Here is a 22,061-nt window from a genome sequence, read left to right on the forward strand (position 1 = left end):
CGGCCCTTCCCCCGGAGGCTCTACGCTTGAAGGCTGATCGATCCCCGCGTCAGGAGTGAAATGGCCGTCAACCTGGTCAATGTCGAGAACGTCAGCAAGGTGTACGGCACCCGTGCCCTGCTCGACGGCGTCTCGCTGGGCGTGTCCGAGGGGGACCGGATCGGGGTCGTCGGGCGCAACGGCGACGGCAAGACCACCCTGATCCGGATGCTCGCCAAGCTGGAGGAGGCCGACACCGGCCGCGTCACCCACTCCGGAGGCCTCCGCCTCGGCGTGCTCACCCAGCACGACTCCCTCGACCCGGCCGCCACCGTCCGCCACGAGGTCATCCGGGACATGGCCGACCACGAGTGGGCGGGCAACGCCAAGATCCGCGACGTGCTCACCGGACTGTTCGGCGGGCTCGACCTGCCCGGGTTCCCGCAGGGGCTCGACACCGTCATCGGCCCCCTCTCCGGCGGCGAGCGGCGCCGGATCGCGCTCGCCAAGCTGCTGATCGCCGAGCAGGACCTGATCGTCCTCGACGAGCCCACCAACCACCTCGACGTCGAGGGCATCGCCTGGCTGGCGAAGCACCTGCGGGAGCGCCGCTCGGCGCTCGTGTGCGTCACCCACGACCGCTGGTTCCTCGACCAGGTCTGCACCCGCATGTGGGACGTGCAGCGCGGCACGGTCCACGAGTACGAGGGCGGCTACTCCGACTACGTCTTCGCCCGCGCCGAGCGCGAGCGCATCGCCGCCTCCGAGGAGGCCAAGCGGCAGAACCTGATCAGGAAGGAGCTGGCATGGCTGCGGCGCGGCGCCCCCGCCCGCACCTCCAAGCCGCGCTTCCGCGTCGAGGCCGCCAACGAGCTGATCCAGGACGTGCCGCCGCCCCGCGACAGCAGCGAGCTGATGAAGTTCGCGAGCTCCCGGCTCGGCAAGACGGTCTTCGACCTGGAGGACGTCACCGTCCAGGCCGGCCCGAAGGTGCTGCTCAAGCACGTCACCTGGCAGCTCGGCCCCGGCGACCGCATCGGCCTGGTCGGGGTGAACGGCGCCGGGAAGACCTCCCTGCTGCGCGCCATGGCCGACGCCGCCCGCAGCGAGGGTGAGCAGCAGCCCGCGGGCGGCCGGATCGCCGTCGGCAGGACCGTCAAGCTCGCCTACCTCTCCCAGGAGGTCGCCGAACTCGACCCCACCTGGCGGGTCCTGGAGGCCGTGCAGCGGGTCCGGGAGCGCGTCGACCTCGGAAAGGGGCGGGAGATGACCGCCGGGCAGCTGTGCGAGACGTTCGGCTTCACCAAGGAGAAGCAGTGGACGCCGGTCGGCGACCTGTCCGGCGGTGAGCGGCGACGGCTGCAACTGCTGCGCCTCCTCATGGACGAGCCCAACGTCCTCTTCCTCGACGAGCCCACCAACGACCTCGACATCGAGACCCTCACCCAGCTCGAGGACCTCCTCGACGGCTGGCCCGGCTCGATGATCGTGATCTCCCACGACCGGTTCTTCATCGAGCGCACCACCGACAAGGTCTACGCCCTCCTCGGCGACGCCACGCTGCGGATGCTGCCCCGCGGCATCGACGAGTACCTGGAGCGGCGCCACCGCATGGAGGAGGCCGCCGCGGCCGCGGCCCCCGCGCCCTCGGCTGCCAGACCCGCCGCCGCCTCCGCCGCCGACGCCCGCGCGACGAAGAAGGAACTCCAGCGGATCGAACGGCAGTTGGACAAGATCGCCGAGCGTGAGGGCAAGCTCCACCAGCACATCGCCGACAACGCCACCGACTTCGAGAAGGTTGCCGAACTCGACGCGGAACTGCGCGAGTTGACCGCTCAGCGGGAGGAGCTCGAACTGCGCTGGCTGGAACTGGCCGAGGACGCCTAGGCGTTCGCCGGGCGCCGCACGGGCGCGGCGGCGCGGCGAAGAGCGCGTGAGGGCGCGTCAGGGCGCGTAACGAGGGCATCACGGGCCGGTCCTCCCTTGGGAACAGGGGCAGGACCGGCCCCGTGTTCGAGGACGTCCCGGTGATAGAAAGGTCCGTCCGAGAACAGCCTGAGCACCACCGGCGTGGCGGAAAACCAGCACCACGGGCGTGGGGACACATCAGTAAAGAGGGGGAACGCGCTGATGACTCAGCCGCCCGACCAGCCGCCCGGGGGCGGCGGTTACGGGGCACCGCAGAATCCGCCGCCGCAGGGTGGTTTCGGCCCCCCTCAGGATCCCCGGCAGGCGACCCCGCCGCGCCCCGTCCAGCCCCCGGCGGCCCCGCCGCAGCCGGGGTACGGTTCCCCGCAGGCGCCGCCGGGATACGGCTACCCGCAGTCCCGGCCTCACCCCGGCCCGTACCAGCAGCCGAGTCCGTACCAGCAGCCGGGCCCTTACGGTCACCCCGGCCCCTACGCCACCCCCCACCCCGGCCACGGCTACCCGCAGCAGCCGCCGCCCCCCTTCCCGGGCGTGCCCGCCCCGCCCCGAGGAGGCGGCCCCGGGAACCCCTTCAAGGGCAGGCCCGCGCTGATCGTGGGGGCCGCCGTGGCCGCGCTGCTCCTCATAGGCGGCACCGTGTACGCGGTCAGCAGCGACGGCGGGGACAAGAGGCCCACCGCGGACGGGAACCACAACTCCGGGCCGTCTTCCACCGCTTCGGCCCCGGGCGCCCCGGGGGATGGCGGCGGCGACGACTCCCAGAGCCTCAACCAGGGCCGCAAGCCGGGCGAGGACAGGGTCCTGTGGGCCGAGCAGGCGCCCGACGCGCCCGGTCACGGCGCCGACGCCCCCGGTATGTGGATCACCGGCAAGGCGGCGGTGAAGGCCGCGTACAAGCAGGTCTTCGCCTACGACGTCGCGGGCGGCGGCCCCGCCTGGAGCCCGATCTCCTTCCCGCAGAAGATCTGCGCGGCCACTGAGGAGAAGACGGCCGACGACAAGGTCGTCGTCGCCTACATGAGCGGCGTGAGCAACAGCGCCAAGTGCAACCACATCCAGGAGATCGACCTCGACACCGGCAAGAAGGGCTGGAGCGCGGAGATCGCCGACGGTGCCCTGTTCGACAGCGCGCTCGCCGTCGACCTGACCATCACGGGCAGGACCCTGCTGGTCGCCCGCGCGCAGTCCGGCCTGGCGTACGACGTGGCCACCGGCAGGAAGCTGTGGGAGAAGCAGCGGTACGGCGCGGCCTGCTTCCCGACCGCGTTCGCGGGCGGCGCCAAGCTCGTCTCGGTCGCCTCCTGCGGCGCCGGCGGTTCCGACGCGCACGACGAGGTGCAGGAGCTCGACCCCACGACCGGCAGGGCCAGGTGGACCAAGAAGATCCCCAAGGGCTGGTCGGTCGCCCACGCCTACTCCGTCGACCCGGTCGTCCTCTACCTCACCGACGAGGACAAGACCCACTGGAACGTCTCCACGCTGAGGAACGACGGCACCCTGCGCTCCCAGCTCAAGGTCGACGAGGCCTTCGCACCCCGGTGCGGCTGGGCCGTTCTCGACCGTGACCTGCAGGACTGCACGGGCGCGGTGGCCGACGCGGGCACCCTGTACCTGCCGACCGACGCGAAGAGCGGCCCGAACGAGATCGTTGCGATCAGCCTGGACACCGGCAAGGAGAAGTGGCGGGTGAAGTCCCCTGCGGACCAGCCGATGCTGCCGCTCAAGATGGACGGCGGCCACCTGATCGCGTACGTCGAGCCGTCGTACGACGCGGGCGGGCAGGTCGTGTCCATCGCGACGGGCGGCGGGAGCCACACCGCGACGAGGCTCCTGCGGAACCCGGCCGGTGCCGCGCAGGTCGAGAGCGGCTTCTTCGCCAAAGCGATCGACTACGTGGACGGGCGCCTCTACATCTCCACGACGCGGCTGACGGGCGGTACCCGGTCCAAGGAGAAGCTGATGCTGGCCTACGGCAGGTGAGCGGCCCCTGAGCCACCCGTCCCCGCCCGCTGTCCACGTGTCCTTCGAGGTGCCCCCGTCATGAGCCAGCCGCCGCCCCCTCCCCACCAGCCGCCCCCGCCACCCGACCAGCCACCGCCAGGAGGCTTCGGCGCCCCGCAGCCTCCGCCGCCGGGCGGTTTCGGCGCACCCCAACCGCCGCCCGCCCAGGGGCCGGGCTACGGCTACCCGCAGCCGGCGCCCCCGCAGCAACCGGGGTACGGGTATCCGCAGCAGCTCGGTCACGGCTACGCGAACCAGCAGCCCGGATTCGGCTACCCGAGCCAGCAGCCCGGATACGGCTACCCGAACCCGCACACCGGCCACGGTTATCAGCAGCCGCCCACGGCTCCCGTACCGCCGCAGTTCACCCCAGGCGGCGGTCGCAAGGGACCGGGCGCCACGGTGTGGATCGTCGTCGCGGCGGTCGCGGCCATCGCGCTGATCGTCGGCGTCGGGGCCTGGTACGCGGGCAGCTCCGCCGGCACCGGTACGGGCGGCGACACCGCGTCGGGGGCCGACGGCGGCCAGGGCAGCGGCGGCTCCGGTTCCGGTTCCGGTTCCGGCGAGGAGAAGGCCCCGGCCGACGCCCGCGCCAAGGTCCTCTTCCGGATCCCGGCGCCCCAGATCGAGGACCGACAGGAGCTCGACAACGTCGCAGGCTCCTGGCTCACCGGCTCCGTCTACGCCAAGGCCGGCATCGACAAGATCGTCGGCTACGACCCGGACACCGGCGCCACCAGGTGGACGCTGCCGCTGAACGGCCAGACGTGCGCGGGCTCACCCGAGATCAGCTCCTCGGGGATCGCCGCGGTGGTGACCGAGTCCGGCAAACGGACGAACGTGCGGGACCGCAAGCCGTGCAGCGACGTCACCGCGTTCGAGGTCGCCACCGGGAAGAAGCTGTGGACCCGATCGGTCGGCACGGAGGGCGCGCCGGTCATGTTCGGTGAGGTGTCGATCAGCGGCACGACGGTCGCCGCCGGCGCGGGCCTCTACGGCGGCGCCGCCTTCGACCTGACCACCGGCAAGGTGCTGTGGCAGCACGAGAGGGGCTCCTGCACGGACGTCGGCTACGCGGGCGGCGAGCAGCTCGTCGCGGTGCGCAAGTGCGGCCCCTTCGGCAGTGAGGTGTACGAGGTACGGCTGCTCGACCCGAGGACGGGCGGCGCCAGGTGGAGCTACAAGCTCCCCCAGGGCATCGACAACGCCAAGGTGATCTCCACCAGGCCGGTCGTGTTCGGCGTGGACTCGGGTGGGATCACCGCCTCCGGCGCCACGGACGTCTTCTCGCTGGACGACACCGGAAAGCTGCGGACGAAGATCACGCTGGAGGACGGCAGATACGAGCACCACTGCGGCGTCGGCAAGGTGCACGACTGCCACGCGATCACGGTCGGCAACGACAAGCTGTACGTGCCGACCAACGACCACGACGGCTCCGCCGAGGGCGCCCGGACCAACGAGATCATCGCGTTCTCGCTGGCCACCGGGAAGACCACCGGCGACCGGATCGACGCCGGTGACGGCTACGACATCTTCCCGATCCGCATGGACGGCGGGAACGTGCTGGCGTACAAGAGCGGCCCGTACGACAAGGGCGCCCAGGTGCTCTCGGTCGACGGCCGCTCCCTGAAGCAGACCAGGCTGCTGGAGACCCCGGCCACCCGGGACGTGCTGAGCGCGATCATGAGCATGGTCCCGAAGACGTCCGAGCTGCTCTACACCGACGGCCGGCTGTTCCTCGGCAAGGATCTGGTCGGCAAGCCGTTCACGGCGGACCAGAAGTCGTACACGGCGCTCGGCTTCGGCGCGAAGTAGCGCGTACGCGGCGCACGGCGAAGGCCTCGCACCTGTTCGGGGGCGGGGCCTTTCACGTACCTCTCATCAGGCGCCAATGGGCTGGATTTCGGTAATCCGGGGCACTTCTGGGCGGTAGGGGAAGCGCAATGTCGAACAAGCGTGTAGCTTCCGGGGGCATGAAGGACGGGGGGTGCGCCGGGGGGCTTCTGTCCCTATGGGCCAGTGGGCATCCATAGTGGGCATCCATGGGGGGGACTGGGGGGTTGCTCGATGGGAGTGCGGCTCATGGTGGTCGACGACCACCGACTGCTCGCCGAGGCGCTGGCCTCGGCTCTGAAGCTGAGGGGGCACCGGGTGCTCGCCGCCGCGGCGCCCGCCGCGGGGGCGGCGGACCTGGTGATCAGCAGGGCGCCGGAGGTGTGCCTGCTGGGCACGGCGGCACCCGCGGAGCCGGGCGCCTTCGACCCGGTGGTGCGGATCAAGCGGGAGCGCCCGCAGGTGGCGGTGCTGGTCCTCGGCCCGGTGCCGAGCCCGCGCGGGATAGCGGCCGCGTTCGCCGCCGGCGCCTCGGGCTACGTACGCCATGACGAGCGCATCGAGGGCGTCGAGCGGGCCATCATGAAGGCGCGGGCGGGGGAGGCGGCCGTGGCGCCGCAGTTGCTCCAGGGGGCGTTCGGCGAACTGCTCAACCCGGCCGCGCAGCCGGACGACGAGGGTCAGCGGTTGTTGCAGATGCTGACCCCGAGGGAGGTCGAGGTCCTGGTCCGGGTGGCCGACGGTGAGGACACCCGACTGATCGCGGCGGGTATGGGCATCGCCCCGTCCACGGCCCGCACCCACGTCCAGCGCGTCCTGATGAAACTGGGCGTGGGCTCCCGCCTGGAGGCCGCCGCCCTGGCCGCACGAACGGGCCTGCTGGACCGGGCGGGGCCCGTCCGTCCCGGAAGCGAGTGACCGAGCGGCGCGGGGAACCGTGCGGCCGGCCACGGCCCACCCGCGGCCGATGTACGACGCACGGTTCCCCGGTGCTCGCCGAAGCGTGGCCGCGCTACTCCGGCCTCTCCTCCGCCCCCGCGTCAACGGACGGCGGAGCTATCGGCCGCAGCTTCAGCCACAGCAGGAACAGCAGGCCGAGGATCAGCATCCCGAGGCCCGTCCACAGGTTGATGTTGACGCCCTCCGCCTTGCGGATCGCCGCGTCGGAGGCCGTGAAGCCCGCGATCATCACGATGACGCCGTAGATCACGAACAGGCCGCCGATGATGCGGCGCAGGTCGAAGATGCGGGCCGCGGTCGCGGACTTGCCCTCCAGCTCGGTGACTTTGCGCTGGACGTCGTGTTCGGAGTACTCGGACATGGTCGGTCAATCCTCCGCGGTCAGAGCGAGAACGGGATGTAGCAGGCGGCGGCGAGGACGACCGCGCCCCAGCCGAGCAGGGCGGGCCTGCGGTACCAGGCGTCGTCGCCCGCGGCGGGCGGCTCCGCCATGCCCGGCGACCGGGTGCCGTAGACGAGGCCCTGGAGCTGGTCCTCCGGCTTGGGCCTGGTGAACAGCGAGACCGCGACCATCACGACCGCGCCGGCCACGAAACCGGCGATCGCGGAGACGAAGTTGGCGCCCTGGTCGGAGGGGATGGAGATGATGCCGTGCTTGTAGACGACGAAGTAGTTGACCATCGCCGTCACCGTGCCGGCGAGCAGGCCCCAGAAGCCGGACTTCGCGGACGCGCGCTTCCAGAACATGCCGACGATGAACACCACGAACATCGGCACGTTGAAGAAGGAGAACAGCGTCTGCAGGTAGCTCATGATGTTGGAGAACGACGACGCCAGGAACGCCGTGCCGATCGACGCGAGGACGCCGATCGCCGTGATGAGGCGGCCGAAGCGGACGTAGTAGCCGTCCTCGCGGTCCTTGACGACGTACTTCGCCCAGATGTCGTTGGTGAACACCGTGTTGAAGGACGACACGTTGGCCGCCATGCCCGCCATGAAGGCCGCCAGCAGACCGGTCACCGCGATGCCGAGGACGCCGTTGGGCAGCAGCTCCTGCATCAGGTAGGGGATCGCGTCGTTGTACTGGAGGGACGAGCCGGGCGTGCCGATCTTCGGGACCAGGACGGCGGCCACCAGGCCCGGGATCATCACCAGGAACACGATGAAGATCTTCGGGAACGCGGCGATCAGCGGGGTGCGCTGGGCGGCGGAGAGATTCTTCGCGGACAGGGCGCGCTGCACCTCGGCGAAGTTGGTGGTCCAGTAGCCGAAGGACAGCACGAAGCCGAGGCCGAGGACGATGGTGAGCCAGTTGGCGCCCAGCGGGTTGGCGTGCCCGATCCCGGTGCCGCCCCACGCGGTGACGAAGTCGTGGCCGTGGGTCTTGGTGAGCTTGTCGGTCAGACCGCCCCAGCCGCCGACCTTCTTCAGGCCGAGCACGGTGATCGGGATGAGGGCCGCGAGGATCACGAAGAACTGCAGCACCTCGTTGTAGATCGCGGACGACAGGCCGCCGAGGGTGATGTACGCGAGCACGAAGAAGCCGGCGACCACGATCGCCACCCACTGCGGCCAGCCCAGCAGCGCCTCCACGACGATCGCGAGGGCGTACAGGTTCACGCCCGCGATGAGGATCGCGGCGAACGCGAAGAGGACCGAGCTCAGCAGGTGCGCCCCCTTGTCGAAGCGGAGCAGCAGGAACTCGGGCACCGAGCGGACCTTGGAGCCGTAGTAGAACGGCATCATCACCAGGCCCAGGAAGACCATGGCCGGGATGGCGCCGATCCAGTACCAGTGCACGGTGTAGGCGCCGTACTGGGCACTGTTGGCGGCCATGCCGAGGATCTCGGTGGCGGCCAGGTTGGCCGAGATGAACGCCAGGCCGGTGATCCAGGCGGGCAGGGAGCGCCCTGACAGGAAGAAGTCGAGGCTGGTCTTCACCGAGCGGCGGGCCGCGAACCCGATGCCCAGGACGACCGCGAAGTAGATCCCGAGGATCGTGTAGTCGAGCCCGTTCGTGGGGAGTCGTAGCCCGGCTGCCAGATATGTGGGGGTTTCCATGAGTGCTCGCTTCGTTGCGTGTACCAATCAGTTCGGAAACCTACGCCTCCGCGTTCGATATTTGAACACTTCTGATGGTGGTCTTTGTTCGATTGTGACGTTGACGCTGGTGATGACTTGTGTTTTGGTGTGTTGGGTTATGTTTGAAGGGTGAGTGGCTCGAATGGAGAGTCCAACGTGAAGAAGACCTCGACCCGGCTGGCCGACGGTCGTGAGCTCATCTACTACGACCTGCGTGACGACGTGGTGCGGGACGCGGTCGACCACCGGCCGCTGGAGCGGACCGTCACGACCTCCGAGATCCGCCACGACGTGCTGCTCGGCGACCGTGTCGCCATCGCCTCGCACCGGCAGGGCCGCACCTACCACCCGCCGGCCGACGAGTGCCCGCTGTGCCCCTCCCGGGACGGCAGGCTGAGCGAGATCCCGGACTCGACGTACGACGTCGTCGTCTTCGAGAACCGTTTCCCCTCGCTCGCCGGCGACTCCGGGCGCTGTGAGGTCGTCTGCTTCACCTCCGACCACAACGCCTCCTTCGCCGACCTGACCGAGGAGCAGGCGGGCCTGGTCCTGGACGCCTGGACCGACCGCACCGCCGAGCTGTCCCACCTGCCGGCCGTCGAGCAGGTCTTCTGCTTCGAGAACCGCGGCGCGGAGATCGGCGTGACCCTCGGCCACCCGCACGGGCAGATTTACGCGTACCCCTTCACCACCCCCCGCACCGCCCTGATGCTCCGTTCGCTCGCCGCCCACAAGGAGGCGACCGGCGGGGAGAACCTGTTCGACGCGGTCCTGGAGCGGGAACTCGCCGACGAGCGGATCGTCCTGGAGAGCGACCACTGGGTGGCCTTCGTGCCGTACGCCGCGCACTGGCCCTACGAGGTCCACCTCTACCCCCGCCGCCGCGTCCCCGACCTGCTCGCGCTGGACGAGGCGGCGCGCACAGAGTTTCCCAAGGTCTACCTGGAACTCTTGAGGCGCTTCGACCGGATCTTCGGCGAGGGTGAGCCTCCGACGCCGTACATCGCCGCCTGGCACCAGGCGCCGTTCGGCACGCTGGACGAGTTCGACGGCGTGACCAGGGACGACTTCGCGCTCCACCTCGAGCTTTTCACCATTCGCCGCACTTCCGGCAAGCTGAAGTTCCTCGCGGGTTCCGAGTCCGGCATGAACGTGTTCATCAACGACGTGCCGCCGGAGGCCGCGGCCCGGCGACTGAGAGAGGTAGCGAGTTCATGAGCGGGAAGTACCTGGTCACCGGCGGCGCCGGCTATGTCGGCAGCGTGGTCGCGCAGCACCTGCTGGAGGCCGGCCACGAGGTCGTCGTCCTGGACAACCTCTCCACCGGCTTCCGCGAGGGCGTGCCGGGCGGTGCTTCCTTCATCGAGGGCGACATCCGCGACGCCGCCAAGTGGCTCGACCCCTCCTTCGACGCGGTGCTGCACTTCGCCGCGTTCTCGCAGGTCGGCGAGTCGGTCGTGAAGCCCGAGAAGTACTGGGACAACAACGTCGGCGGCACCATGGCCCTGCTCGGCGCCATGCGCGAGGCGGGCGTGCGCAAGCTCGTCTTCTCCTCCACCGCCGCCACCTACGGCGAGCCGGTCAGCACCCCGATCACCGAGACCGACCCCACCGCGCCGACCTCCCCCTACGGCGCCTCCAAGCTCGCCGTCGACCACATGATCACCGGTGAGGCGGCCGCGCACGGCCTGGGCGCCGTCTCCCTGCGCTACTTCAACGTCGCCGGCGCCTACGGCGCCTACGGCGAGCGCCACGACCCCGAGTCCCACCTCATCCCGCTGGTCCTCCAGGTCGCGCAGGGGAAGCGGGACGCCATCTCGGTCTTCGGCGACGACTACCCGACGCCGGACGGCACCTGCGTCCGCGACTACATCCACGTCGCCGACCTCGCCGAGGCGCACCTGCTCGCCCTGGCCGCCGCCACCACCGGCGAACACCTGATCTGCAACCTCGGCAACGGCAACGGCTTCTCGGTGCGCGAGGTCATCGAGACGGTGCGCCAGGTCACCGGGCACCCGATCCCCGAGGTCGTGGCCCCGCGCCGGGGCGGCGACCCGGCGGTCCTGGTCGCCTCCGCGGCCACGGCCCGCGAGAAGCTCGGCTGGAACCCGTCCCGCGCGGACCTCGCGGGGATCGTCGCGGACGCGTGGCAGTTCGCACAGAACATCTCAAGGGAGCAGTAGGTGGGCGTACGCGAGGGCTTCGGGGAGATCTTCGGGACGGCTCCCGAGGGCGTCTGGGCGGCACCGGGCCGGGTCAACCTGATCGGCGAGTACACGGACTTCAACGAGGGTTTCGTGATGCCGCTGGCGCTGCCGCACACGGCGGTCGCGGCGGTCTCGCGGCGCGGCGACGGTGTGCTGCGGCTGCACTCCGCGGACATCGAGGGCCCGGTCGTCGAACTGCGCGTCGACGAACTGCAGCCGCTGACCAACACGAGCTGGGCCGCGTACCCGGCGGGTGTGGCCTGGGTGCTGCGCCAGGACGGCCACCCGATCACCGGCGCGGACGTCCACCTGTCCTCCACGGTGCCGACGGGCGCCGGTCTGTCCTCCTCGGCGGCGCTGGAGGTGGTCGTCGCCCTCGCGCTCAACGACCTGTACGAGCTCGGTCTGACCGGTCCCGAGCTGGCCAGGATCGCCCAGCGCGCCGAGAACGACTTCGTGGGCGTGCCCTGCGGGATCATGGACCAGATGGCGTCGGCGTGCGCCACGGACGGCTACGCGCTGCACCTGGACTGCCGTGACCTGTCCGTCCGGCAGATCCCCTTCGATCTGGCCTCGAAGGGCCTGACGCTGCTGGTCGTCGACACCCGCGTGAAGCACGCGCTGGGCGACGGGGCGTACGCCGAACGGCGCGAGGGCTGCGAGGAGGGCGCACGGCAGCTCGGGGTCTCGCACCTGCGGGACGTGGCGTACGAGGAGCTGGACTCCGCGCTCGCGCGCCTGTCGGACGAGCGGGTGCGCCGCTATGTGCGCCATGTCGTCTCCGACGACCACCGGGTCGAGCAGGTCGTGCGGCTGCTGGACGCGGGGGAGGTCCGGGCGATCGGCCCCGTGCTGACCGAGGGCCATGTCTCCCTCCGCGACGACCTGCGGATCTCCTGCCCGGAGCTGGACCTGGTGGTGGACACGGCGAACGCCGCCGGCGCGCTGGGCGCCCGGATGACGGGCGGCGGCTTCGGCGGCTCGGCGATCGTCCTGACGGAGGCCTCCGATGCGGACACGATCACGAAGGCGATCGAGGAGGCGTTCGGCTCCGCCGGCTATGCGGCGCCCCGGGTCTTCCCGGCGGTACCGTCGGCCGGCGCACGCCGGCTGAGCTGACCCGTGGCCGCCGGCGGCTCGGACCCCGCCGCCGGCGCACGCCGGCTGAGCTGACCCGTGGCCGCCGGCGGCTCGGACCCCGCCGCCGGCGCGGCCGACGGGCGACACGCGCGCGATGCGGATCGGACCGCGCGCATGGTCAGCGCAGTCGCTTCGTCAGCGTGTACTCCGTGATCCCCGGCGGATAGTCGGGGATCACGCACACCACCTCGTAGCCCTGCTTCCGGTAGAACACCGGGGCCTGGAAGTCCCACGTCTCCAGGCGGCACGCCGTGCAGCCGCGGTCCACCAGAGCCGTCCGCTCCGCCTGTGCCAGCAGCCGCGTACCGAGGCCCGCACCGCGGTGCCGGCCGTCCACCCACAGGTACGCCACGTGCAGCCACGTGGTCCAGGTGTGCCCGACCAGGCCGCCCGCCAGGTCCCCCGCCCCGTCCAGCGCCCACACATGGAGTGGGACATCACGCTCCGCGGGGGTTCCGCGCAGGGCGCGCAGCACCGGGGACGCCGCCGTGTTCGTCTCGCGCAGCCGAGCCCGGAGCTGATCCCGCCGCCCCTTGTCGACTTCTGTCTCGATACGAAACATGCGGCTCACCATAAACGCGTCGGCCGACCAGTTCTGCAAATGCCCTTCCGCTCCAGGCCGGCGGCCCTACCCTGTGAACAGCACCGGTGGGGGCCGGTGCTGATCAGGGGGCGAGACAGTCGGGTACGACGCCCGGGGTGGGGGTAGCTGTTCCGGCACGGCGGCGGCCGTGCCGCTGCGTTACCCGTCCCAGGTGAGAATCCGGGGAGCGCTCCGGGCGCCGTATCCGCGCCGGGCCGTCCCCCGAACAGTGGGGGTATGAGTGGTTCGCATCCGAGTTCTGGTCGTCGACGATCACCGCATCTTCGCCGAGTCGCTCGCCGCCGCCCTGGCGGCCGAACCGGACGTCGACGTGTCCGCGGCCGGCAGCGGTCCGGCCGCGCTGCGCTGCCTGGAGCGGGCGGTGGCGGAGGGCCGCAGATTCGACGTGATGCTCGTCGACGCGGACCTCGGGGGCAACGTCCCGGGCTCGCGCCCGGCGGTCCCCGTCCAGGAGGCCAACGAGGACGGAGTCGACGGCATCTCCCTGGTCGCCGGCGTCCGCTCCGGCCAGCCGAACGTGCGGACCGTGGTCCTGGCCGAGAAGGACGATCCGCGCCGTGCCGCACTGGCCCTGCAGGCGGGCGCCTCCGGCTGGGTCGCCAAGGACTGCTCGCTGCAGCGGCTGCTCACGGTCATCCGGGGGGTCCTGCGCGACGAGACGCACCTGCCGCCCGCCCTGCTCACCGGGGTGCTGAGGGAGCTGACCGCGGCCCGCAAACACCGCACCGAGAGCGAGCGTCTGGTGGAGTCCCTGACGCCCCGGGAGCGGGAGGTGCTGCGGTGCATGGTCGCCGGGCTCGGTCGCAAGGCCGTGGCCGAGCGGCTGTTCCTGTCCCCGCACACCGTCCGCACGCACATGCAGAACGTGCTGGGGAAGCTGGGCGTCCACTCCACCCTCGCCGCAGTCGCCCTCGCCCGCCGCGCCGGGGTCGGTCCGGTGGACCTAGCCGGGGATGTTGTCGAACGGGGCGGTCAGCTGGCGTAGCAGCGCGGCCAGCTCACCGCGCTGCGCCGAGCTCAGCTCGGAGAGGATCGCGCGCTCCTGGTCGAGGAGCCCGGCGAGGGCCTGGTCGGCCCGGTCCCGGCCCTCGTCCGTGAGCCGCACCAGCACGCCCCGGCGGTCGCTCGGGTCCGGGAGCCGCTCGACCAGGCCCTTCTTCGCCAGGCGGTCGATGCGGTTGGTCATCGTGCCGGAGGTGACCAGCGTCTGGGTGAGCAACTGGCCGGGGGAGAGCTGATAGGGGCTGCCGGCCCGGCGCAGCGCGGTGAGGACGTCGAACTCCCAGGGCTCCAGGCCGTGCTCCGCGAACGCCAGTCGGCGCGCGCGGTCCAGATGCCGGGCCAGTCTGCTGACCCGGCTGAGCACCTCGAGCGGTTCCACGTCGAGGTCCGGACGTTCCCTGCGCCACGCCGCGACCAGCCGATCGACCTCGTCCTCCATGCGATCAAGTGTAGTGGTTGTGTCGATGTGAAGTCTCTTGACATCAAACATCTTGACATCGAGATAGATGCTCGGGGAGAGTGAGTCCCATGACCGAGCCGACCTGGGACCCCGCCCAGTACCTCCGCCACGCCGACCACCGCGCCCGCCCCTTCGCCGACCTGCTCTCCCGCGTGCCCGGCCTGCCCGGGGACCGGCCCCGCATCGCCGACCTCGGCTGCGGCCCGGGCAACGTCACCGTCCTGCTCGCCGAGCGCTGGCCCACCGCCCACATCACCGGATACGACAACTCGCCGGAGATGCTCGCGAGGGCCGACGCCTACGCGGGCCCCACGCCCGGCGGCGGCCGCCTGGACTTCGCGCACGCCGACGCCCGCACCTGGGCGCCGGAAGAGCCGTACGACCTGATCATCAGCAACGCCACCCTGCAGTGGGTCCCCGGACACGCCGGACGTTTCGCCGACTGGGTGACGGCCCTGAAGCCGGGCGGCACCTTCGCCTTCCAAATCCCCGGCAACTTCGCCTCCCCCAGCCACCGGCTGATGCGGGAGCTCGCCCACTCCGCGCGCTGGAAGGACCGCCTCGCCGAAACCCTGCGCCACGACGACGCCGTGCTCACCCCCGAGGCCTACCTGGAGCGTCTGACCGCGCTCGGCTGCGAGGCGGACGTCTGGGAGACCACGTACCTGCACCTGCTGCACGGCGAGGACCCGGTCCTCGACTGGGTGAAGGGCACCGGGCTGCGGCCCGTCCTGACCGAGCTGGGGGAGGAGGCGGAGGAGTTCGTCGCCGAGTACCGGACGGCGCTGCGCGAGGCCTATCCGGCGACGGAGCACGGCACGGTGTTCCCGTTCCGCCGCATCTTCGCCGTCGCCCGGAAGGGAGCCTGACCCGATGCTGACCGCCGTCGACCACGTCCAGCTCGCCGCCCCGCCCGGCTCCGAGGACCGGCTGCGCGCGTACTACGCCGGCGTCGTCGGCATGACGGAGATCCCCAAGCCGCCGGTGCTCGCTGCCCGCGGCGGCTGCTGGTTCCAGGCGGGGGCCGTGCAACTGCATCTGGGGATCGAGGAGGACTTCCGGCCGGCGCGGAAGGCGCACCCCGGGCTGCGCGTCACGGGGATCGAGGCGTACGCGGCGCGGCTCGCCGCGCGCGGGGCGCCGGTCACCTGGAACGACGACCTGCCGGGGCACCGGCGCTTCTACTCGGAGGATCCGGTGGGGAATCGGCTGGAGTTCCTGGAGCCGACGGTCACAGCTCGTCGAGTGCGGCAGAGGTGATGTCGATCTCGAACGGCTCGGCGAGTTCCAGCTTGTCGTAGTGGATGCCGGGCTCGGAGTCGTGGGCGGCGCTCGGCTCGGCAGTCATGGTGATTCCTCCCATGAGCGGGATTCAACGGCCTGGGTACCCACGCTAGCCGTCGGAACCGACAAAGGTCATCACATCGGGTGATCAACACACAGGGTCGGCCAACCCGTTGCTAGCTCTTCCGGTGACCTATGAGCCGAGGCTTCGGCTCCAGCCCGTCCAGCCCGTGCCACGCCAGGTTCACCAGGTGCGCCGCCACCTCGGCCTTCTTCGGCCGGCGCACGTCCAGCCACCACTGGCCCGTCAGCGCGACCATCCCGACCAGCGCCTGCGCGTACAGCGGCGCCAGCTTCGGGTCGAAGCCGCGGCTCTTGAACTCGCGGCCCAGGATGTCCTCCACCTGCGTGGCGATGTCCGAGATCAGCGACGCGAAGGAACCCGTCGACTGCGGGATCGGGGAGTCCCGCACCAGGATCCGGAAACCGTCCGTGTACTCCTCGATGTAGTCCAGGAGGGCGAAGGCGGCCTGCTCGCACAGCTCACGCGGGTGCCCGGCCGTCAGCGAACTCGTCACCATGTCCAGCAGGCGCCGCATCTCACGGTCCACCACCACCGCGTACAGCCCCTCCTTGCCGCCGAAGTGCTCGTACACCACCGGCTTGGAGACCCCGGCCTTCGCCGCGATCTCCTCCACCGACGTGCCCTCGAACCCCTTCGCGGCGAACAGCGTGCGACCGATCTCCAGCAACTGCTGGCGGCGCTCCGCACCGGTCATCCGAGTACGGCGCGGGCGCCGCTGCTTGTCGCTGCTGGGGGTGCTGGAGTCGGTCGCCACTCCGCCATCATGCCGTGCCGGCGGTCACCTTCCCGCGCCGGGAGCCACTCCCGTCACCGCTGCGACGCGAATCGATACGCGAGCGTGACGGCCAGCGCACGTCGTACGCCCACCCCAGCCGCTCGAACCAGCGGATGAGCCGCGCCGAGGAGTCCAACTGGCCGCGCTCCACCCCGTGCCGCGCCGACGTCGGGTCCGCGTGGTGCAGGTTGTGCCACGACTCACCGCACGACAGGATCGCCAGCCACCACACGTTGCCCGAACGGTCACGCGACTTGAACGGCCGCTTGCCCACCGCATGGCAGATCGAGTTGATCGACCACGTCACGTGGTGCAGCAACGCCACCCGAACGAGCGACCCCCAGAAGAACGCGGTGAACGCGCCCCACCACGACATCGTCACCAGCCCGCCGATCAGCGGCGGCAGTCCCAGCGACACCACCGTCCAGAGCACGAACTGGCGGGAGATGGTGCGCAGCGTCCGGTCCTTGATCAGGTCGGGCGCGTACTTGTCCTGCGGCGTCTGCTCCTCGTCGAACATCCAGCCGATGTGCGCCCACCACAGCCCCTTCATCAGCGCGGGGACCGTCTCCCCGAACCGCCAGGGGGAGTGCGGATCGCCCTCCGCGTCCGAGAACTTGTGGTGCTTGCGGTGATCGGCCACCCAGCGCACCAGCGGCCCCTCCACGGCCATCGACCCCGCGATCGCGAGCGCGATCTTCAAGGGCCGCTTCGCCTTGAACGAGCCGTGCGTGAAGTGACGGTGGAAACCGATCGTGATGCCGTGGCAGCCCAGGAAGTAGAAGAAGACCAGCAGGCCCATGTCGAGCCAGCTCACCCCCCATCCCCAGGCCAGCGGCACCGCCGCGAGAAGCGCCAGGAACGGGACCGTGATGAACAGCAGCAGCGTGATCTGCTCGATCGAACGCTTCTGCTCGCCACCCAGCGTCGCGGAGGGCATCGCAGAGTCGTCGTTCGCCTTCGCGGCGTCTTCGATCACATCGGAGCTTGTCGTCATGGGGCGTCCCCTGTGGGGTCGAGGGTCGAGGCAAGTGCCCGGATACGGCACCCAGCGTGCTCCCTGGCTGACGGGAGACCTACGGTTCCGTAACCTACGGCGTCGTAAGTATGGCAGTGCGTCGCCCGGCAGCAAGAGCCCGTGAGCCTGCGCGTCCGCATCGCCACCTATCCTTGGAGTCGGTCGGACAGCGCGGTCCGCTCTGATTTCTTCCCGGATGCCCGGCCCGTATGCGGCACCCGCCGCGCACGGCACCCATCCGGGTCCCCTCCCAGACGAGCTTCAACACTGCAAGGAGCCGCACCTGTGAGCAGTGCCGACGACCAGACGACGACGACCAGCAGCGAACTGCGCGCCGACATCCGCCGACTGGGCGACCTGCTCGGCGAGACCCTTGTGCGCCAGGAGGGTCCCGAGCTCCTGGAGCTGGTCGAACGGGTCCGCAGGTTGACCCGCGAGGACGGCGAGGCCGCCGCGGAGCTGCTGCGCGGAACCGAACTGGAGACCGCCGCCAAGCTGGTGCGCGCCTTCTCCACCTACTTCCACCTGGCGAACGTCACCGAACAGGTGCACCGCGGCCGAGAGCTGCGCGCCAAGCGCGCCGCCGAAGGCGGCCTGCTCTCCCGCACCGCCGACCGCCTCAAGGACGCCGACCCCGACCACCTGCGCGAATCGGTCCGCAACCTCAACGTGCGCCCCGTCTTCACGGCGCACCCCACCGAGGCCGCGCGCCGGTCGGTCCTCAACAAGCTCCGGCGCATCGCCGCACTCCTGGAAACCCCCGTCATCGAGTCCGACCGCCGACGCCTCGACACCCGGCTCGCGGAGAACATCGACCTCGTCTGGCAGACCGACGAGCTGCGCGTCGTGCGCCCCGAGCCCGCCGACGAGGCCCGCAACGCCATCTACTACCTCGACGAACTCCACGCCGGCGCCGTCGGCGACGTCCTGGAGGACCTCACCGCGGAACTGGAACGCGTCGGCGTCAAGCTCCCCGACGAGACCCGCCCCGTCACCTTCGGCACCTGGATCGGCGGCGACCGCGACGGCAACCCCAACGTCACCCCCGACGTGACCTGGGAAGTCCTCATCCTCCAGCACGAGCACGGCATCAACGACGCCCTGGAGATGATCGACGAGCTGCGCGGCTTCCTGTCCAACTCCATCCGCTACACCGGCGCCACCGAGGAACTCCTCGACTCCCTCAAGACCGACCTCGAAGTCCTGCCCGAGATCAGTCCCCGCTACAAGCGCCTCAACGCCGAGGAGCCCTACCGGCTCAAGGCCACCTGCATCCGCCAGAAGCTCGTCAACACCAAGGAGCGCCTCGCCAAGGGCACCGCCCACCAGCCCGGCCGCGACTACCTCGGCACCAGCCAGCTCCTGCAGGACCTGAGACTCATCCAGACCTCCCTGCGCGCCCACCGCGGCGGCCTCTTCGCCGACGGCCGCCTCGCCCGCACCATCCGCACCCTGGCCGCCTTCGGCCTCCAGCTCGCCACCATGGACGTCCGCGAACACGCCGACGCCCACCACCACGCCCTCGGCCAGCTCTTCGACCGGCTCGGCGAGGAATCCTGGCGCTACGACGACATGCCCCGCGAGTACCGCCACAAGCTGCTCGCCAAGGAACTCCGCTCCCGCCGCCCCCTCGCCCCCACCCCGGCACCCCTCGACGCGGCCGGCGCCAAGACCCTCGGCACCTTCGAAACCGTCAAGCGCGCCCTGAAGGTCTTCGGCCCCGAGGTCATCGAGTCCTACATCATCTCCATGTGCCAGGGCGCCGACGACGTCTTCGCCGCCGCCGTCCTCGCCCGCGAAGCCGGCCTCATCGACCTCCACGCGGGCTGGGCCAAGATCGGCATCGTCCCCCTCCTGGAGACCACCGACGAGCTCAAGGCCGCCGACACCATCCTCGAGGACATGCTCTCCGACCCCTCCTACCGGCGCCTGGTCGCGCTGCGCGGGGACGTCCAGGAGGTCATGCTCGGCTACAGCGACTCCTCCAAGTTCGGCGGCATCACCACCAGCCAGTGGGAGATCCACCGCGCCCAGCGCCGCCTGCGCGACGTCGCCCACCGCTACGGCGTGCGCCTGCGCCTCTTCCACGGCCGCGGCGGCACCGTCGGCCGCGGCGGCGGCCCCACCCACGACGCCATCCTCGCCCAGCCCTGGGGCACCCTCGAAGGCGAGATCAAGGTCACCGAACAGGGCGAGGTCATCTCCGACAAGTACCTCATCCCGTCGCTGGCCAGGGAAAACCTCGAACTGACGGTCGCCGCCACCCTGCAGGCCTCCGCCCTGCACACCGCGCCCCGCCAGTCCGTCGAAGCCCTCGCCCGCTGGGACGCCGCCATGGACGTCGTCTCCGACGCCGCCCACGCCGCCTACCGCAGGCTCGTCGAGGACCCCGACCTCCCCGCGTACTTCTTCGCCTCCACCCCCGTCGACCAGCTCGCCGACCTCCACCTCGGCTCCCGCCCCTCAAGGCGGCCCGACTCCGGCGCCGGCCTGGACGGCCTGCGCGCCATTCCCTGGGTGTTCGGCTGGACCCAGTCCCGGCAGATCGTCCCCGGCTGGTTCGGCGTCGGCTCCGGCCTCAAGGCCCTGCGCGAAGCCGGCCTCGACACCGTGCTCACCGAGATGCACGAACAGTGGCACTTCTTCCGCAACTTCATCTCCAACGTCGAGATGACCCTCGCCAAGACGGACCTGCGGATCGCCCAGCACTACGTCGACACACTCGTCCCCGGCAACCTCAAGCACATCTTCGACACCATCCGGGCCGAACACGAACTCACCGTCCGCGAGGTACTCCGCGTCACCGGCGAACAGGAACTGCTCGACGCCCAGCCGGTCCTCAAGCAGACCTTCGCCATCCGCGACGCCTACCTGGACCCCATCTCCTACCTCCAGGTCGCCCTCCTCAAGCGCCAGCGCGACGCGGCCGCCGCCGACGAAGAGCCCGACCCGCTGCTGGCACGAGCACTGCTGCTCACCGTCAACGGCGTCGCGGCCGGCCTCCGCAACACCGGCTGACCCCGGCCCGACACGACAAGTGCCCCCGAGCCCGTACGAGGCTCGGGGGCACCGTCACATCCGGCGGACGTCAGCCCCTGGAGGCCCTGCGACGCCACAGCACCAGACCGGCGCCGCCGGCCACCAGCACGGCCGCCCCGCCGGACAGCAGCCCCACCGGAGCGCTGCTGCCGGTCTGGGCCAGGTCACCGCCACCACCCTGCGCCGACGGCGACGCGGACACCGACGCCGACGGCACCGCGCCCGCACCGGACGACGACGCACTCGGCGAGGCGCTCGCCCCCGCCGTCCCCGACGGCGAGGCGGACGCGGAGGCCGGGACGGAGGCCGACACCGACGCCGACGGCGAGCCCGACGGCGCCGAACCGCCCCCGCCGGAGCCCTCGCACTTCGTCCAGAACACCTTGTGCTTGGCCGCGCCCTTCTCGCCGTCGAAGTTCCAGAACAGCTTGTAGTGCCCGTCGGGCAGCGTCATGTCGGCGGTACGGCCATGGCCGTCGGCGTCCAGGGTGATGTCACCGGTCTTCACCGTCGTGCCCTTGGGCTTGCCGGTCGGGGCCCAGGCCTCGATGTGCCAGTCCACCCGCTGCCGGCCGTCGAAGTGGAAGGCGTCCAGGTAGAACGAGCACACGTGCGGCTCGTTGCGCTGGTCGTGCTCGTCCGTCGCGGACTTGTGGATCTTCACATCGCCGTTGTCGCCGCGAGCCGAGGCGTGGGCGGACGGAGCGGTCAGCAGCGCTGCTGAGGCGACGGCGACAAGGGCGCCGGCGCGCATGAGGGTAGGCATGGGCAGTCCATCTTCGGGAAACGGAACGGAAGATGTGGAGGGGGCCGGCCAAGCTTCCTGCCACGCGAGAACCCGGTCAAGCCACAGGAATCCCGTCGCGTCCCATCTGTGACCGTACGCCTCGAACGTCTCAGTCACGATCAGAGAACGCAAAGGTTTTCTACGGAAGAACGAACGGAAAGGCGAACGGAAGAACGAACGGAAAGGCGAACGGAAGGACGAGCGTAAGAACGAGCGGAGAAGAGCGGCGAGAAGAGCGTGCGGAGAAGATCCCCGGCCCCCGGCTCACAGCGCCACGAACGCCGCCGTCACCAACGCGACCCCCGCACCCGCCAGCACCCACGCCGCACGCCTCAGCCGCAGCCCGCCCGCCACCACCACCGACGCCATCAGCAGGGCGCCGGCCAGCGGAAGCCACGCGTACAGGATCCCCGCCGGACCCGAACGGACGACCTCGTCCGTGCCCGGCTTCACCACCACGGTGTACGTGCGCCCCCGCTGCACCGCCACCGGCTGCTTGATCACCACCCGTGCACGGGCGCTCGCCCCGGCCGACGACGGCGTGAACGGACCACTGCACGCCCCCGCCCCGCACCCCGTCACCTCGACCGTGCCGCGCTCGCGCCCCTTGGTCAGCATCAGGTGCTGCGCGGTACCCCAGGAACCCCACACACCACCGACGAGAATCAACAGGACGACCACGCCCATCAGCGCACCCCGGCCCCAGCGGAGCGTGACGGACCAGGCCCGGCGGGAGCGGGCGGCGGCAGCAGGCATGGCGGGGATCATTGGCCATCGCTGCGTGTGCGGTCAACCCGAGCCGGCGGCCCGCATCGTCCGGAACGGACGCTCCCGGCCGCAACTTCCCTAAGATGAACGACAGATGGATGCGCG

General features: G+C 70.8%; 19 protein-coding genes. 11 read left to right on the forward strand and 8 right to left on the reverse strand.

Annotated features, from left to right (window positions below; translation table 11 throughout):
- The first annotated feature begins 60 nt into the window (after positions 1–60).
- The 4 genes from ACZ4SW_RS03340 to ACZ4SW_RS03355 all read left to right on the forward strand — a co-directional run bounded on the left by ACZ4SW_RS03340 (position 61) and on the right by ACZ4SW_RS03355 (position 6,663).
- The gene (locus ACZ4SW_RS03340) at positions 61–1,866 is read left to right on the forward strand and encodes an ABC-F family ATP-binding cassette domain-containing protein (RefSeq protein ID WP_468237258.1); all 1,806 of its coding nucleotides are present in this window, start codon (positions 61–63) and stop codon (positions 1,864–1,866) included.
- Between the two features lie 243 nt (positions 1,867–2,109).
- Positions 2,110–3,888, forward strand: coding sequence for an outer membrane protein assembly factor BamB family protein (locus ACZ4SW_RS03345; RefSeq protein ID WP_468237260.1), 1,779 nt, complete (start codon positions 2,110–2,112; stop codon positions 3,886–3,888).
- Between the two features lie 60 nt (positions 3,889–3,948).
- Positions 3,949–5,727 carry an outer membrane protein assembly factor BamB family protein gene (locus ACZ4SW_RS03350; RefSeq protein WP_468237261.1) on the forward strand — a complete coding sequence of 593 codons (1,779 nt, stop codon included), beginning with the start codon at positions 3,949–3,951 and terminating at the stop codon, positions 5,725–5,727.
- Positions 5,728–5,979: 252 nt separating this feature from the next.
- Positions 5,980–6,663, forward strand: a complete 684-nt coding sequence (locus ACZ4SW_RS03355; RefSeq protein ID WP_468237263.1) for a helix-turn-helix transcriptional regulator — start codon at positions 5,980–5,982, stop codon at positions 6,661–6,663.
- A gap of 94 nt (positions 6,664–6,757) precedes the next feature.
- On the opposite strand, the gene ACZ4SW_RS03360 is transcribed toward ACZ4SW_RS03355, so the two are convergent.
- On the reverse strand, positions 6,758–7,066 hold the full coding sequence (locus ACZ4SW_RS03360) for a hypothetical protein (protein ID WP_468237265.1): 309 nt from the start codon (positions 7,064–7,066) through the stop codon (positions 6,758–6,760).
- 20 nt (positions 7,067–7,086) lie between these two features.
- Entirely contained in the window at positions 7,087–8,766 is a 1,680-nt protein-coding gene (locus tag ACZ4SW_RS03365; RefSeq protein ID WP_468237267.1) for a sodium:solute symporter family protein, read from the reverse strand.
- A gap of 177 nt (positions 8,767–8,943) precedes the next feature.
- On the opposite strand from ACZ4SW_RS03365, the gene galT reads away from it, so the two are divergent.
- From galT to galK, 3 genes are read left to right on the forward strand one after another with little or no spacing between them, the layout of a single operon-like run.
- Positions 8,944–10,005, forward strand: coding sequence for a galactose-1-phosphate uridylyltransferase (gene galT, locus ACZ4SW_RS03370; RefSeq protein ID WP_468237270.1), 1,062 nt, complete (start codon positions 8,944–8,946; stop codon positions 10,003–10,005).
- Positions 10,002–10,970, forward strand: a complete 969-nt coding sequence (gene galE, locus ACZ4SW_RS03375; protein ID WP_468237272.1) for a UDP-glucose 4-epimerase GalE — start codon at positions 10,002–10,004, stop codon at positions 10,968–10,970. The genes galT and galE overlap by 4 nt, the downstream gene beginning before the upstream one ends.
- Positions 10,971–12,113 (forward strand): galactokinase, encoded by a 1,143-nt coding sequence (galK, locus tag ACZ4SW_RS03380; RefSeq protein ID WP_468237274.1) that lies wholly within the window; start codon positions 10,971–10,973, stop codon positions 12,111–12,113.
- Between the two features lie 139 nt (positions 12,114–12,252).
- Here galK and ACZ4SW_RS03385 read toward each other — a convergent pair whose 3' ends face one another.
- Complete coding sequence (locus ACZ4SW_RS03385) at positions 12,253–12,708, reverse strand: GNAT family N-acetyltransferase (RefSeq protein ID WP_468237276.1); 456 nt, start codon at positions 12,706–12,708, stop codon at positions 12,253–12,255.
- 250 nt (positions 12,709–12,958) lie between these two features.
- Between ACZ4SW_RS03385 and ACZ4SW_RS03390 the strand changes: the two genes are divergently transcribed.
- Positions 12,959–13,723 (forward strand): LuxR C-terminal-related transcriptional regulator, encoded by a 765-nt coding sequence (locus ACZ4SW_RS03390; RefSeq protein WP_468237278.1) that lies wholly within the window; start codon positions 12,959–12,961, stop codon positions 13,721–13,723.
- Here the strand turns inward: ACZ4SW_RS03390 and tamR are convergent.
- On the reverse strand, positions 13,682–14,179 hold the full coding sequence (gene tamR / locus ACZ4SW_RS03395) for a MarR family transcriptional regulator TamR (RefSeq protein WP_468237280.1): 498 nt from the start codon (positions 14,177–14,179) through the stop codon (positions 13,682–13,684). The genes ACZ4SW_RS03390 and tamR overlap by 42 nt on opposite strands.
- Positions 14,180–14,268: 89 nt before the next feature.
- Here tamR and ACZ4SW_RS03400 point away from each other — a divergent pair, with 89 nt between their 5' ends.
- Together ACZ4SW_RS03400 and ACZ4SW_RS03405 are read left to right on the forward strand one after the other, a co-directional pair.
- Positions 14,269–15,069, forward strand: coding sequence for a trans-aconitate 2-methyltransferase (locus ACZ4SW_RS03400; protein WP_468237282.1), 801 nt, complete (start codon positions 14,269–14,271; stop codon positions 15,067–15,069).
- A gap of 4 nt (positions 15,070–15,073) precedes the next feature.
- On the forward strand, positions 15,074–15,460 hold the full coding sequence (locus ACZ4SW_RS03405) for a VOC family protein (RefSeq protein ID WP_468237285.1): 387 nt from the start codon (positions 15,074–15,076) through the stop codon (positions 15,458–15,460).
- Positions 15,461–15,660: 200 nt separating this feature from the next.
- On the opposite strand, the gene ACZ4SW_RS03410 is transcribed toward ACZ4SW_RS03405, so the two are convergent.
- Together ACZ4SW_RS03410 and ACZ4SW_RS03415 are read right to left on the reverse strand one after the other, a co-directional pair.
- A complete protein-coding gene (locus ACZ4SW_RS03410) occupies positions 15,661–16,263 on the reverse strand; it encodes a TetR/AcrR family transcriptional regulator (RefSeq protein ID WP_236041747.1) in 603 nt (200 codons plus the stop codon).
- Between the two features lie 67 nt (positions 16,264–16,330).
- Entirely contained in the window at positions 16,331–17,341 is a 1,011-nt protein-coding gene (locus ACZ4SW_RS03415) for an acyl-CoA desaturase (RefSeq protein ID WP_468237288.1), read from the reverse strand.
- 306 nt (positions 17,342–17,647) lie between these two features.
- On the opposite strand from ACZ4SW_RS03415, the gene ppc reads away from it, so the two are divergent.
- Positions 17,648–20,380: a phosphoenolpyruvate carboxylase gene (gene ppc / locus ACZ4SW_RS03420; RefSeq protein WP_468237290.1), complete on the forward strand. Its 2,733-nt coding sequence runs from the start codon at positions 17,648–17,650 to the stop codon at positions 20,378–20,380.
- 70 nt (positions 20,381–20,450) lie between these two features.
- Here ppc and ACZ4SW_RS03425 read toward each other — a convergent pair whose 3' ends face one another.
- Together ACZ4SW_RS03425 and ACZ4SW_RS03430 are read right to left on the reverse strand one after the other, a co-directional pair.
- Positions 20,451–21,167 (reverse strand): LPXTG cell wall anchor domain-containing protein, encoded by a 717-nt coding sequence (locus ACZ4SW_RS03425; protein ID WP_468237292.1) that lies wholly within the window; start codon positions 21,165–21,167, stop codon positions 20,451–20,453.
- 285 nt (positions 21,168–21,452) lie between these two features.
- Positions 21,453–21,956, reverse strand: coding sequence for a hypothetical protein (locus ACZ4SW_RS03430; RefSeq protein WP_468237295.1), 504 nt, complete (start codon positions 21,954–21,956; stop codon positions 21,453–21,455).
- Between the last annotated feature and the right edge of the window lie 105 nt (positions 21,957–22,061).

Source organism: Streptomyces sp. NPDC028331, assembly GCF_055565775.1.